Here is a 12712-nt window from a genome sequence, read left to right on the forward strand (position 1 = left end):
TAGGTCATCTTTTTTTTTTCAAGCAGAAGACGGCATACGGGATAGGAGTCCGTCTCGGGGGCTCGGAGATGTGTATAAGAGACAGGGTAAAGCCCCCGCCCACCCCTTCGAGCAGCAGGTTCTGTCCGGGCAAGATCTGCCCCGAGCGCACGCCATGGTCGAGCGCCAGCGGAATCGACGCCGCCGACGTATTGCCATGCTGGTCGACGGTGACAATGACTTTGTCCATCGACAGCTTGAGCTTCTTGGCCGTGCTCTGCATGATGCGGATGTTCGCCTGGTGCGGAATCAGCCAGTCGATGTCGGCCTCGGTCATGCCGGCCTTGTCGAGCGTCGCGCGCGCAGCCTTGTCCAGCACGCCCACGGCCAGCTTGAACACGGCCTGGCCGTCCATCTTGAGCACCGGGTCACCCAGGATCTTGCCGCCCGAGACGTTGCCGGGCACGCACAGGATGCCGCTGTGCTTGCCGTCGGCATGCAGGTCGCTGGCCAGGATGCCGGGCTGCTCGGACGCCTCGAGCACCACCGCGCCCGCGCCGTCGCCAAACAGCACGCAGGTCGTGCGGTCGTTGAAATCGAGGATGCGGCTGAAGACTTCGGCGCCTATCACCAGCGCGCACTTGGCCGAGCCGGTCTGGATCAGCGCATCGGCCACCGTGAGCGCGTAGACGAAGCCGCTGCACACTGCCTGCACGTCGAAGGCCGGGCAGCCGTTGGCGCCGAGCTTGTGCTGCAGGATGGAGGCGGCCGAAGGAAAGACCATGTCGGGCGTGGAAGTTGCGACGATGATCAGGTCGACTTCCTCGGGCTTGCGGCCTGCGGCCTCGAGCGCCTTGCGGGCAGCCTCCAGGCCCAGGTCGCTGCTGGTGACGTCGGGCTCGGCGAAATGCCGCGCCCGGATGCCGGTGCGCTCGACAATCCACTCGTCCGAAGTTTCAATGCCACGCGTGGCCAGATCGGCCTGCATGTCCTGGTTGGTCACACGCCGCGGAGGCAGATAACTTCCGGTGCCGGTGATGCGGGAATAAATTCTCATCTGTTTTTAAGCTCAAGACGCCGACACTGCCGGAACCGGAGTGGCTGGCACTGCGTCCAGCAAGGGGGCCGCACGGGCAATCCGGGACTGAACGCGGTCGAGCAAGTTATTGCAGGCCGCATCATACGCCCGGGTCAATGCGTACTCGAAAGCAATCGCATCCGCCGATCCATGGCTCTTGAACACCAGGCCGCGCAGGCCCAGCAGCGCGGCGCCGTTGTAGCGGCGGTGGTCCATGCGCTTCATCAGCGCCGACAGCACCGGGTAGGCGACGACGGCCGCGAGCTTGGTCAGGATGTTGCGCTTGAACTCCTGCTTGAGTCCGTTGCTGATCATCGAGGCCACGCCTTCGCTGGTCTTGAGCGCGACGTTGCCCACGAAACCGTCGCAGACCACGATGTCCACCGTGCCCTTGAAGATGTCGTTGCCTTCGACGTTGCCGAAGAAATTGATTTCACCCGCCTGGCCGGCCTTGCGCAGCAGCTCGCCGCTGCGCTTGATGATATCGCTGCCCTTGATGGCTTCCTCGCCGATATTGAGCAGGCCGACCGAGGCCTTGGAGTTCTCTTCCAGCGCCGAGACCAGGGCCGTTCCCATGAAGGCGAATTGCAGCAGATGCTCTGCCGTGCAGTCGACGTTCGCGCCCAGGTCGAGCACCGTGGTCGCGCGGCCCTGGGCGTTGGGCAGTTGCGCGGCAATCGCCGGGCGGTCTATGCCTTCGAGGGTCTTGAGCACATAGCGCGCGATGGCCATCAGCGCACCGGTATTGCCGGCCGAGACGGCAGCCGCGGCGGCGCCGGACTTGACCTGCTCGATGGCTACACGCATGGAAGAGTCTTTTTTGCGCCGCAGCGCGACCTCGACGGGGTCATCCATGCCAACGACTTCGGACGCCGGCACCAGGGTGACACGCTCATGCCGGAAAGCTTCCAGGCTGTCGGGCTTGCCGACCAGCAGCAGATGCGCCGTCGGATGTTTGTCGAGAAACTGACGGCACGCCGCGAGCGTGACGCGGGGGCCGTGATCGCCCCCCATGCAGTCAACAGCCAGTGTGATCATGGGCGACTTGCGGACCTGCGATGAGGTCTCAAAGAAAAAATCATGCGTTCAAAAACACAAAGGCCCGCGCTACTTTTTTTGTAGCCGCGGGCCCTGTGGGAGCGGTCGAAGATCAGGCTTCAGACTTGTTCTTCAGCACCTGACGGCCGCGGTAGACACCGGTGGGGCTGATGTGGTGACGCAGGTGGGTTTCACCGGTCGTCGGCTCGACAGCGATGCCGGGCACGTTCAGAGCATTGTGCGAACGGTGCATGCCGCGCTTGGAGGGAGATTTTTTGTTTTGCTGAACAGCCATGATGGCTCCTGAGTCTTGAAGGGGTTGGTAAAAAACGCGATCAGCCCATTGAAGACACGAGGGGATTCGCGAGAAGCCTAAGAGTATAACGCAAACCACATGGAATGGGTAATACCCCTGAGCGGCTTCGCCGCGGGCCGGCCCTTGGCCTGCTGCCCCCCTGTGTCGTGCACGGGCTGGTACGTGTGTCTGGATTACGGTTTCGACTTGGAAATGCGCAGGCCCGAAAGCGCCGCAAAAGGATTGGGCTTTTCGCTGTTGGCCTGCTCGAAATCCTCATCGCTCGAAGCCAGCGGAACGGCTTCGGGACAGACATCATGCAACGGAACCACGGGCAGCTCCATCAGCAGCTCGTCCTCGAGCAGCTCGAGCAGCTGGAATTCCTTGCTCAATGCGAGCAGATCCTCTTCGCTTTCATCGTCGAGCGCTTCGGCCGTGGCTTCATCGGCGACGAAGCGGAAAGACCGCTCCACGTCGAGGGCGATAGGGGCCAGCGTGAGGCAGCGCTGGCAGATCATCGGCAGGTCCATCTCGCCTTGCAGATGCAGCCACACCTGGGGCTCGGCGCCGGTTTCGGCGCGCAGCTCGCCCTGGGCAGCCCAGCGTACATAAACACCATCGTGCGGGCCCTGGGCTTCGAGCGCCAGGCGGTTGAATTGCGAGAGCGGGTCCTGGCCTTCGATGTGCGCCTGCGCTTGCGCAAACGCCTTGACATCGAGTCGCTGCGGGGAAAATTCCTTGGTCATGGCGGCCAGTGTAAGAGAATCGGCCCATGCTTGAATCCCCTGCCACTCCGAACCCCTTGCGCCAGCGTCCCTTGATTCTGGGCTCGACCTCGCGCTACCGCCGCGAGCTGCTCTCCCGCCTGGGCCTGCCGTTCGAGACCGCCTCGCCCGAAGTCGACGAAACGCCGGCCCCGGGCGAAGCCCCGCGCGCGCTTGCGCTGCGACTGGCGCTGGCCAAGGCCCGCGCCGTGGCCGCGCTGCACCCCGAAGCCATCGTGATCGGCTCCGACCAGGTCGCCGACCTCGCGGGCCAGCCACTGGGCAAGCCGCTGACCCACGAGCGCGCCGTGCGCCAGCTCCAGGCCATGCGCGGCCAGACGGTGCTGTTCGAAACTGCCGTGAGCGTGGTCTGCGAGGCCAGCGGCTTCGCGCAGACCAAACTCGCCACCGTGGAAGTGCAGTTCCGCGACCTGAGCGACGACGAGATCGAGCGCTACCTGCGCGCCGAACAGCCCTACGACTGCGCGGGCAGCGCCAAAAGCGAAGGCCTGGGAATCAGCCTGCTCACGCACATTCTCAACGACGACCCGACGGCGCTGATCGGCCTGCCGCTGATACGCACCACCGAGCTGCTGCGCGCCGCAGGAGTGCAACTGCCATGAGCGCCTCCTCCCCCACCGCCCGCGGCACGCTGTACCTCGTTCCCGCCCCGCTGGACTTCGGCTGCGACAGCCAGGCCCCGCTGACCGACGTGCTGCCCGAAGCCACGCTGCGCCGCGCCGCCGGCCTCACGCACTGGATCTGCGAGAACGCTAAGAGCACGCGCGGCTATCTGAACCGCATCGCCCCGCTCTTCCCGCTCGCGGCGACGATACAGGCGCAGTCCATCGTCGAGCTGCCGCGCGAAGCGCACAAGAAAGGCGACCATGGCGACAAGGGCAGCGCGGTGTTCGACGCCAAGCAGCTGCTCGCGCCCGCGCTGCAGGGCCACGACATCGGCCTGGTCAGCGAGGCCGGCATGCCGGCCATCGCCGACCCGGGCAGCTCCATCGTGCGCGCCGCCCATGACCTGGGCCTGGCGGTGGCTCCGCTGGTCGGCCCGGTGTCGCTGCTGCTGACGCTGGCCGCGAGCGGCCTCAACGGACAGAACTTCGCTTTCGTCGGCTACCTGCCCCAGGACAGCGCCGCGCGCAGCCAGCGCATACGCGAACTCGAAGCACTGGCGCTGCGCCAGGGCCAGACCCAGCTGTTCATCGAAACGCCCTACCGCAACCCCGCACTGTGGCAGGCGCTGCTGCAGACGCTGCAGCCCAACAGCCGCCTGGCGCTGGCCGCGGGCCTGACGCTGGCCACGGCACGCATAGAAAGCCGGCTGGTGCGCGACTGGAAACAGCTGCCCGTGCCGGCCGACAACCGCACGCCCGTGGTGTTCGCGCTGGGGCGCTGAAGCGCGCGCCGCCAAGCCATACCGCTACCATTGCGCGCGGCCGCAAGGCGTTTACGCCAGGCCACCGGGCTTTTGCGCCGGCTCGCGCCCGGCCCACCCCCCCTGTTGATGGAGACTTCATGGACACCGGCACCTGGTTCATCCAACGCAATGCCTGGCAGGTCATGGCCCTGGGACTGGTGTTTTTCGGCGGCCTGTATTGCCTGGGCGGCTGGGGCATGTCGGCGCTGACACGCACGCTGGCCCGGCTTGGCATCGGCCGGCCGCTCGATACCCGCGCGCTCAAGCCGGACCAGTTGCGGCGCGAATGGCGCCAGTCGTTTCACTCGGTGCTGGTGTTCGGCCTGGGAATGATCGTGCCCTGGGGCTTTTTGCAGCTGGGCTGGGCGCATCTCACGCCCAGCGCCAGCGCCGGGCGCATTGCGCTCGAGATCGTTGCGCTGCTAATCTGGAACGACGTGCACTTCTGGATCAACCACCGCCTGCTGCATACCCGGGCGCTGGTGCGCTTTCATGGCGACCACCACCGCTCCGTGGTCACCACGCCCTGGTCGACCTACAGCTTTCACCCGGTCGAAGCCATGATGCTGGGCAACATCATCCTGCTGCCCATGCTGGTGCATGATTTCTCCTTCTGGTCGCTGGCCAGCGTGCCGGTGCTGAGCCTGCTGCTCAACGTGATCGGCCACGCCAACTACGATTTCTTTCCGCGCGTGGGCGACAGCCACCCGCTGGCCGCGAGCCGGCGCCACCACCTGCACCATGCGCGCCCGGCCGGCAACTACGGCTTTGCGCTGGCGTTCATGGACCGGATCATGCGCACCCAGGTCAAGACTGCGCCTGCCCCGGCATCTCAGGCCTCTCACCGCGCGCACTGAATGCGGTCACGCGCAAGCCACCCCCGGCTCCCCCGCCTGCGCCACTGGCGTGACTGGCAATCGGTCGCCTACCTGCTCGGGCTGCCCCTTGTCGTCTGCTGGCAATGGACACATGGTTTGCATTGGCTGCTTTACGGCATCACCTTGTTCCTGACGCTGGGCACGGGCGTGATTCACCACAACCACACGCACCAGCGCATGTGGCATGGCCGCTGGGCCAACCGCTGCACCGACTACGGGCTCACACTGCTGCAAGGCCACCCGACCTTCGTGTTCTGGCCCGCGCATGTGGCCAACCACCACCGCTTTCGCCACGGGCCGCGCGACATCGCGCGCACCTACCGGCCGGAATTTGGCGGCGACACCAACCACCTCTGGGGCTATGTGCTCCATCCGCTGCAGGCCGCCTGGGTGCTCTACCCGCTGTTCCTGCGCTGGCTGGGCCGGCTGCGCCTACACTCGCCCGGCGCGTTTCGCTACTGCCTGGGCCAGTACGCGCTGTGGCTGGGCAGCTGGGCGTTCTTTCTCGCGCTCGACTGGCAAAAAGCGCTGATCTTCATCATCGTGCCGCAACTGCACGGCCTGCACTGGCTGCTGGCCACCAACTACCTGCAGCATGCGCATGCCGATGGCCGGCCATTGACCCGCGCGCAGCGCATGATGCCCGGCACGCCGCTGAACTACGCGCGCAATTTCGAAGGCTGGGTCAACCCGCTGCTGTTCAATATCGGCCTGCACACGGCCCACCATGAGCATCCCCAGGCCCACTGGTCGCAGCTGACCCGGCTGCATGCCGACCACTACCGCGCGCGCGTCGATCCCGCCCTCAATGAAGCCGGCCTGCTGCGCTATATGGGGCGCGTGTTCGTGCTGGGCCTGGTCTGGCCCGCGGCCAGAACCCGCCCGCAGATGCCTGCCAACGCCATCCAATAATCAACAACCAAGAATCCATGCCTGTTGCCTATTCCAACGTCTATCTCCAATCCGCGGGAATGTTCCTGCCCGGCGCGCCCGTGGACAACGCCGGCATGGATGCGTTTGTCGCGCCGCTCAACCGCATCTCCGAGCGCCTCAAGCGCCGCATCCTGGCCGAGAACGGCATCCTGAGCCGCCATTACGCAATCGACGGCAAGGGCACGACCGTGTTCAGCAATGCACAGATGGCCGCGCGCGCGATCGAGGCGACGCTGTCCGAGGCCGGGCAATCGCTGGCCGATATCGGCTTTCTCTCGAGCGGCTCCTCGGGCGGCGATGCGCTGATGCCGGGCTTTGCCAGCATGATCCAGGGCGAGATGGCCGCGCCGCCGATGGAAACCCTGTCGGTGCACGGCGTGTGCGCGGCGAGCGTGGGCGCGCTGCAGGCCGCGGCGATGGCCGTCGAGAGCGGCGCGCACCGCCTCGCGCTGTCGGTGGCCAGCGAAATGCCTTCGCGCCTGTTCAAGCGCTCGCGCTTCGCGGCCCAGGGCTACGACACGGATTTCGACGCCCACTTTCTGCGCTGGATGCTGTCGGACGGCGCGGGCGCGGTGCTGCTCGGCGGCCCCAAGGCCCTGGCGCAGATCAACGGCCTGCGCCTGCAGCTCAAGTGGACCCATTTGCGCAGCTTCGCGGGCGACTACCCGGTGTGCATGCAGCTGGGCCTCACGGCCGACCGCGGCAGGAGCCACCTCGACTTTGCGGCCTGGGGCGATGCCGAAGCCGCCGGCGCGCTGTCGCTGCGCCAGGACATCCGCCTGCTGCCGCACCTGTTCGACGTCTGCATCCACGAATACGCCGACCTGGCGCACAAGGGCTGGGTGCCCGCGCGCGGCATAGACCACTTCCTGTGCCACTACTCGTCCGAGCGTTTCATTCCCGTCGTCGATGACCTGCTGGCCAAGGCCCGGCTGTCGATTCCCCGCGAGCGCTGGTGGAGCAACCTGGCCTGGCGCGGCAATACCGGCGCGGCGTCGATCTTCATCATGCTGTCGGAGTTCCTGCAAAAGCAGGGATCGCGCCTGAAGGCCGGCGACACCGTGCTGTGCTTCATCCCGGAATCCGGGCGCTTCACCGCAGGCTATATGCTGTGGGAAGCCGTGCCGGATACGCCCGCCCCCGCTGCTGCGGCCTATCCACGCCCGCCCGGGCAGGCCAGCGACCCCATCGCCAATGACGCCCTGCCCGATGTCAGCACCATTGCGCCGCCGCACGACCCGGCCGCCGCGCCCAGGACGCTCGCACCGCTGCTGACCGAGCTGGCCGGCATCTGGCAGGACTACCGATCCAGCGTCTGGCGCACGCCGCTGCTGCAGCGCATACGCACGCGCCAGCTGCAGACGGCCGACTACGTGCGCTGGATGAGCCAGTGGATTCCCCAGGTGCGCGAAGGCAGCCTGTGGATGCGCGCCGGCGCGGCATCGCTGAGCGGCGACTACGCGGCGCTCGCCTCGCTGATCGATCTGCACGCCGGTGAAGAGCAAAACGACTTCAAGATACTGCACAGCGACTATCTCAAGGCCGGCGGCACGCAGACCGACATCGCCCAGTTGCGCCGCAACCCCGGCGGCGAGGCGCTCAATGCCTATCTGCACAGCCTGGCGGCGACACCCAACCCGATAGGGCTGCTGGGCGCGATCTACATCATCGAAGGCACGGGCCAGCGCATCGTGCCCAGCCTGCTGCCGCTGCTGCGCGCGGCGCTCAATCTCCCGCCCGATGCGTTGCGCTTTCTCGAATACCACGGCGCCAATGACGAACACCACCTCGAGCGCTGGCTGATGGCCGTGCAGATGACCCTGGAGCTCGACACCACAGGCACGGCCCAGCAGGCCATATTGCAGTGCGCGCGCCATACGGCGGCAATGTATCTGATGCAGTTCCAGCACGTCCTGCCCGAACAATAAGGAAGCGCTGATGAAGAACGAATACACCGATCACCATTGGGACGAACGCGACCCCAGCCCCTGGCTGGCGCTCTACCTGGACCAGAGCACGCCCCTGCCCGACGACGTCAAGGCCGCCTGGCTGCGCGACTGCAGCAGCAGCTCGCGCCAGTTCTTCCTGCCGCTGGTGCGGCCGCTGGCGCGCCTGTCGATGATCCTGATCCAGCTGCTCAAGATCTTCCTGCCCAAGCGCTGGTCGCACTCCATGCTGCTGCACCGGCTGCTGGCCTTCAGCATGAACCGCTTTGTCTCGCCCGAAGCCAACTGGCTGATCATGCGGCACTTCCACCTGGGCTCGCAGGTGCTGGCCTTTGTCGCCGCGAACGCGCCCGTGCCGGTCAGCACCTCGCCGCTCACACCGAAGGTGATCGACGACGTCAGGGACGAGCTGTTCCTGCGCCATGACCTGAACCTGTTCAACTTCGTGATCCGCCTGAACAAGGCCTTGCGCGCGGAAAACAAGGAACTGCTGCCCGTGCCCGAGCCGGACTTCTCGATGCTGCACGCGCCCGATCTGCACCTTGCGGACATGCCGCGCGGCAAGCTCAATCTGCTGGACCTGCAAAGCGCGATTGAAATCTACACGCCGGTCTATCAGCTGCTGCTGACCGACAACGACTTCTGGCGCGCGAGCAACTCGCTGCAGCTCGACGAGACCGTGGCCATCTACTGCGCCAGGATCCTGGCCTCGCCCGAGCACCTGGTGCTGCTCAACAACAAGCACCCGCTGGTGCCCATGACCACGCTGTACGCGGCCTACCGGCTGGTGCTGCACGGGCTGTCGTCGGAAATGCTGCATTCGCTGCTGATGCGCATGGCGCGCGGCGAGATTCCCATCCCCGCGCGCGAGTTGGCCAAGATGCACGAGGCGGCGGAGGTGGTTATCGGGGAGTAACGCGTGAGACGTCCCATGCCTTGAGGGCCGGACGTTCATGCTTCGACGCGGCCGGCCAGGCAGGCTCAGCACGAACGGAATCTCGCGCTGTTCACTCCCCTATGAAACTGGCGTGCTCCAGCGCGGGGCACCGAGCAAGGGCCGCCCCGCAGCGAGGGTGCCGTCCCTAGCCGGGCGCCCCCCTCCACCGAAGGTTGAGAGGGGGAAGGCGCGAAGCGCCTCAGGGGGTGCTATCGGATTACCGGCAGCGCCGACCGCAGCGTCTGCACCGCCCCGCCCCCCACGGCCGCGCCGAACTTCTTGGCCAGGCGCTCGGCGACGTTGTCGCGGCGCGTGTAGTCGATCACTTCCTCGACCTTGACGATCTCGCGCGCCACATAGTCGAGGTTGCCGAGCTTGTCGGCCAGGCCCATCTCGACGGCCTGCTGGCCGGTCCAGAACAGGCCGCTGAACGTGTCGGCGCCGATCTTCAGGCGCTCGCCGCGACCGGTCTTCACGGCCGTGATGAACTGCTGGTGGATCTGGTCGAGCATCGACTGGGCGTGCACGCGCTGGGCTTCGGTCTGCGGGCTGAACGGGTCGAGAAAACCCTTGTTCTCGCCGGCCGTCAGCAGCCGGCGCTCGACGCCGAGCTTTTCCATGGTGCCGGTGAAGCCGAAACCGTCCATGAGCACGCCTATGCTGCCGACGATGCTGGCCTTGTCGACAAAGATATCGTCGGCCGCGGCCGCGATGTAATAGGCAGCGGAGGCGCAGGTTTCCTCGACCACGGCATAGACAGGCTTGCCGTGCTTGGCCTTGAGGCGCTGTATCTCGTCGTAGATGATGCCGGCCTGCACCGGGCTGCCGCCCGGGGAGTTGATCAGCAGCACCACGGCGCGCGAGCCCGCGTCCTCGAAAGCGCTGCGCATGGCCGCGACCACGAATTCGGCGCTGGCTTCGGCGCCGGTGGCGATTTCCCCCTTGATGTCGACCACGGCCGTGTGCGGGCCGCTGGTCGACGTGGTCACCGCATCGCGGCCCAGCACGAGCCACGCGAGCAGCAGCGCCACGCCGAGCCAGGCCAGGCGGCCGAACAGCCGCCAGCGGCGCGCGGCGCGCTGCTCGCGGATGGTGGCCATGACCAGGTTTTCAAGCACCTCGCGCTCCCAGCCCGGCGACTGCGCCGCGGAAGAGGCGGGTGCAGGCGCGGCGCTTTCGGGCCGCGCCTGCGCCCACAGGTCGGGTGCTGCGGGAGAGACGGGCTCGGAGCCAGGGGTTCCAGGAGGCAATGGGGTGGTCATGTCAGGACTCGACAGGGTACAGGTCATCGGAAGTATGCCAGTGCACCACACCCCGAGCTTCGCACAATGCTATTTTCACCAGACCGCCACGGCACGGGCCGCCCACGCAGGCACCGGTGTCGGGCGCATAGGCCGCGCCGTGGGTTGCACACAACAGCCATTGACCCGAATCGTCGAATACCTGGTTGGGCTGCCAGTCGAGTTCCATCGGGATATGCGTGCAGCGGTTCAGGTAGGCCTGGGCCCGCCCTTCGAAGCGCACCGCGAACGCGCGCCAGCGCGCTCCCGCATGGACCACGTCGAACGGCACGGCCAGGCCGCCTTCGCGCAAGTCCTCGCTGCGACACAGGAACACCGGCGCGGGCATGGCGGGCTCAGCCGTTGGTCAGCAGCCACTGCTGCAGCCCGGCCACCGATTCGGCCACGTATAGCGGCTCGAATTCGGCAAAGCCGCCGGTTGCATGCGCGCCATAGGACACTCCCACGCGCGCGCAGCCGGCGTTGCGCGCCATCAGCAGGTCGTGCGTGGTGTCGCCTATCATCAGCACGCGCTCGGGCGCGACGCCGAACTCGGCCATCAGCTCCTGCAGCATCAGCGGATGGGGCTTGCCCGCGGTTTCGTCCGCGGTGCGCGAGCCGTCGAACAGGCCCTTGAGCGCGACGCTGGCCAGCACCTCGTTGAGGCCGCGCCGGCTCTTGCCCGTGGCCACCGTGAGCAGATGGCCGCCTTCACGCAGCGCCTCGAGCAGCGGCACGACGCCTTCGAACAGGCTCAGATCGTTCTGGTGCTGCAGGTAGTGGTAGCGGTAGCGGTTGCCCAGCTCGGGGTATTTTTCGGGCGGCACGTCGGGCGCCGCATGGGCCAGCGCCTGCGTCAGCGCCATGCCGATCACATAGGAGGCAGCTTCCTGGGTCGGCACCCGGCCGCCGACGTCGCGCACCGCTTCCTGGATGCTTTTGGTGATCGCTGCCGTGGAGTCGTAGAGCGTGCCGTCCCAGTCGAAGGCAATCAGGTCAAAGCGGCGGGAAGAAACAAAAGACATGGCGGATCCGTCAGAAAACAATCAAGAAAGGCAGCAAGGGGCGGCGGGCGCTCAGGCGACGAAGTCGGCCAGCTCGGCGGGAAGCTCGGCATGCAGCTCCACGCGCTCACCCGAAGCCGGGTGGTTGAACTGCAAGCGCCAGGCATGCAGGAACATGCGCTTGAGGCCCAGCTTGTGCACCCGGCGGTTGAGGTCGAAATCGCCGTACTTGTCGTCACCGACAATGCCATGGCCCTGCGAGGAAAGGTGCACGCGGATCTGGTGCGTGCGCCCGGTCTTGATCGTGACTTCGAGCAGGCTCATCGCGGGCAGGCCCTGCAGGGGCCGCGCGGCAATCTGCGTGCGCACCTTGACCAGCGTCACCGAGCGCATGCCGTCGGGATCGTCGGGCGTGGTCACGCGCACGCGGCGCTCGCCGTCGGGCAGCAGGTATTTGTGCAGCGGCGTGTCTATGACCTTCCTGTTGACCGGCCAGCTGCCCTGCACCAGCGCCAGATAGGTCTTGCCGGTCTCGCGCTCGCGGAACTGGTCCTGCAGGCCGGTGAGCGCCGAGCGCTTCTTCGCGACCAGCAAGATACCCGAGGTTTCCCTATCGAGCCGGTGCACGAGTTCGAGAAACCTGGCCTGGGGACGCGCCTGGCGCAGCTGTTCGATCACGCCGAAGCTCACGCCGCTGCCGCCATGCACGGCGACGCCCGCGGGCTTGTCTATGGCCAGCAGATGGTCGTCCTCGAGCAGTTGCGGAAACTCGCGCGCCGGCGCCGGGTGGGCGGCCTTTTCAGCGACCTTCTCGGAGATGCGCACCGGGGGCAGGCGCACGCTGTCGCCTTCGGCGACGCGCGTATCGGCGCTCGCCCGGCCTTTGTTGATGCGCACTTCGCCACTGCGAATGATGCGGTAGACATGGGTTTTCGGCACGCCCTTGAGGTGCCGGATCAGGAAGTTGTCCAGGCGCTGGCCAGCGGAATCGGCGTCGACTGCGATGAGGCGGGCAGCGGGGGCTGGGATGCCTTGGGCTCGGTCCATCGCCGGTTTGCCCTCTATAATGTGTTTCACCTGCGCGATACTAGTGTAAGTGGTTGATTTGCATGGAGTTTAGTCCACCCAGCCATTTCCCGCTGCGCAGGCAG

13 protein-coding genes are annotated in these 12712 nt (G+C 66.4%); 6 read left to right on the forward strand and 7 right to left on the reverse strand.

The features are described 5' to 3' along the window. Positions 1-1048 precede the first annotated feature (1048 nt). The 3 genes from plsX to GVL12_RS22155 all read right to left on the reverse strand — a co-directional run bounded on the left by plsX (position 1049) and on the right by GVL12_RS22155 (position 3136). Positions 1049-2095: a phosphate acyltransferase PlsX gene (gene plsX / locus GVL12_RS22145; protein WP_159917731.1), complete on the reverse strand. Its 1047-nt coding sequence runs from the start codon at positions 2093-2095 to the stop codon at positions 1049-1051. 112 nt (positions 2096-2207) lie between these two features. Next, positions 2208-2390, reverse strand: a complete 183-nt coding sequence (gene rpmF, locus GVL12_RS22150) for a 50S ribosomal protein L32 (RefSeq protein ID WP_159917732.1) — start codon at positions 2388-2390, stop codon at positions 2208-2210. 194 nt (positions 2391-2584) lie between these two features. Then, on the reverse strand, positions 2585-3136 hold the full coding sequence (locus GVL12_RS22155; protein WP_159917733.1) for a DUF177 domain-containing protein: 552 nt from the start codon (positions 3134-3136) through the stop codon (positions 2585-2587). A gap of 26 nt (positions 3137-3162) precedes the next feature. On the opposite strand from GVL12_RS22155, the gene GVL12_RS22160 reads away from it, so the two are divergent. The 6 genes from GVL12_RS22160 (at position 3163) to GVL12_RS22185 (ending at position 9256) form a co-directional block, all read left to right on the forward strand. After that, entirely contained in the window at positions 3163-3777 is a 615-nt protein-coding gene (locus GVL12_RS22160; protein ID WP_159917734.1) for a Maf family nucleotide pyrophosphatase, read from the forward strand. Further along, positions 3774-4562 (forward strand): SAM-dependent methyltransferase, encoded by a 789-nt coding sequence (locus GVL12_RS22165; protein ID WP_159917735.1) that lies wholly within the window; start codon positions 3774-3776, stop codon positions 4560-4562. Before GVL12_RS22160 ends, GVL12_RS22165 begins: the two co-directional genes overlap by 4 nt. 119 nt (positions 4563-4681) lie before the next feature. Next, positions 4682-5440 carry a sterol desaturase family protein gene (locus GVL12_RS22170; protein WP_159917736.1) on the forward strand — a complete coding sequence of 253 codons (759 nt, stop codon included), beginning with the start codon at positions 4682-4684 and terminating at the stop codon, positions 5438-5440. Positions 5441-5557: 117 nt separating this feature from the next. Then, positions 5558-6373 (forward strand): fatty acid desaturase, encoded by an 816-nt coding sequence (locus GVL12_RS22175; protein WP_200844000.1) that lies wholly within the window; start codon positions 5558-5560, stop codon positions 6371-6373. 17 nt (positions 6374-6390) lie between these two features. Beyond that, positions 6391-8322, forward strand: coding sequence for an iron-containing redox enzyme family protein (locus tag GVL12_RS22180; protein ID WP_159917738.1), 1932 nt, complete (start codon positions 6391-6393; stop codon positions 8320-8322). Between the two features lie 10 nt (positions 8323-8332). Then, positions 8333-9256, forward strand: a complete 924-nt coding sequence (locus GVL12_RS22185; protein ID WP_159917739.1) for a hypothetical protein — start codon at positions 8333-8335, stop codon at positions 9254-9256. A 230-nt stretch (positions 9257-9486) separates the two neighbouring features. On the opposite strand, the gene GVL12_RS22190 is transcribed toward GVL12_RS22185, so the two are convergent. From GVL12_RS22190 to GVL12_RS22205, 4 genes are read right to left on the reverse strand one after another with little or no spacing between them, the layout of a single operon-like run. Continuing rightward, the gene (locus GVL12_RS22190) at positions 9487-10539 is read right to left on the reverse strand and encodes a S49 family peptidase (protein ID WP_159917740.1); all 1053 of its coding nucleotides are present in this window, start codon (positions 10537-10539) and stop codon (positions 9487-9489) included. A 1-nt stretch (position 10540) separates the two neighbouring features. Next, the gene (locus GVL12_RS22195; protein WP_159917741.1) at positions 10541-10906 is read right to left on the reverse strand and encodes a Rieske 2Fe-2S domain-containing protein; all 366 of its coding nucleotides are present in this window, start codon (positions 10904-10906) and stop codon (positions 10541-10543) included. Between the two features lie 7 nt (positions 10907-10913). Beyond that, the gene (locus GVL12_RS22200) at positions 10914-11582 is read right to left on the reverse strand and encodes an HAD family hydrolase (RefSeq protein ID WP_159917742.1); all 669 of its coding nucleotides are present in this window, start codon (positions 11580-11582) and stop codon (positions 10914-10916) included. Between the two features lie 51 nt (positions 11583-11633). Continuing rightward, on the reverse strand, positions 11634-12608 hold the full coding sequence (locus tag GVL12_RS22205) for an RluA family pseudouridine synthase (protein WP_200844001.1): 975 nt from the start codon (positions 12606-12608) through the stop codon (positions 11634-11636). Positions 12609-12712: the final 104 nt, after the last annotated feature.

This window comes from Pantoea sp. 18069 (assembly GCF_902706035.1).
In the GTDB taxonomy this organism is placed as follows: Bacteria; Pseudomonadota; Gammaproteobacteria; order Burkholderiales; family Burkholderiaceae_C; genus Comamonas.

Coding starts and splice junctions, on each gene's coding strand:
- plsX (WP_159917731.1), bottom strand. CDS start 2,095: ATGATCACACTGGCTGTTGACTGCATGGGGGGCGATCACGGCCCCCGC.
- rpmF (WP_159917732.1), bottom strand. CDS start 2,390: ATGGCTGTTCAGCAAAACAAAAAATCTCCCTCCAAGCGCGGCATGCAC.
- GVL12_RS22155 (WP_159917733.1), bottom strand. CDS start 3,136: ATGACCAAGGAATTTTCCCCGCAGCGACTCGATGTCAAGGCGTTTGCG.
- GVL12_RS22160 (WP_159917734.1), top strand. CDS start 3,163: ATGCTTGAATCCCCTGCCACTCCGAACCCCTTGCGCCAGCGTCCCTTG.
- GVL12_RS22165 (WP_159917735.1), top strand. CDS start 3,774: ATGAGCGCCTCCTCCCCCACCGCCCGCGGCACGCTGTACCTCGTTCCC.
- GVL12_RS22170 (WP_159917736.1), top strand. CDS start 4,682: ATGGACACCGGCACCTGGTTCATCCAACGCAATGCCTGGCAGGTCATG.
- GVL12_RS22180 (WP_159917738.1), top strand. CDS start 6,391: ATGCCTGTTGCCTATTCCAACGTCTATCTCCAATCCGCGGGAATGTTC.
- GVL12_RS22185 (WP_159917739.1), top strand. CDS start 8,333: ATGAAGAACGAATACACCGATCACCATTGGGACGAACGCGACCCCAGC.
- GVL12_RS22190 (WP_159917740.1), bottom strand. CDS start 10,539: ATGACCACCCCATTGCCTCCTGGAACCCCTGGCTCCGAGCCCGTCTCT.
- GVL12_RS22195 (WP_159917741.1), bottom strand. CDS start 10,906: ATGCCCGCGCCGGTGTTCCTGTGTCGCAGCGAGGACTTGCGCGAAGGC.
- GVL12_RS22200 (WP_159917742.1), bottom strand. CDS start 11,582: ATGTCTTTTGTTTCTTCCCGCCGCTTTGACCTGATTGCCTTCGACTGG.
- GVL12_RS22205 (WP_200844001.1), bottom strand. CDS start 12,608: ATGGACCGAGCCCAAGGCATCCCAGCCCCCGCTGCCCGCCTCATCGCA.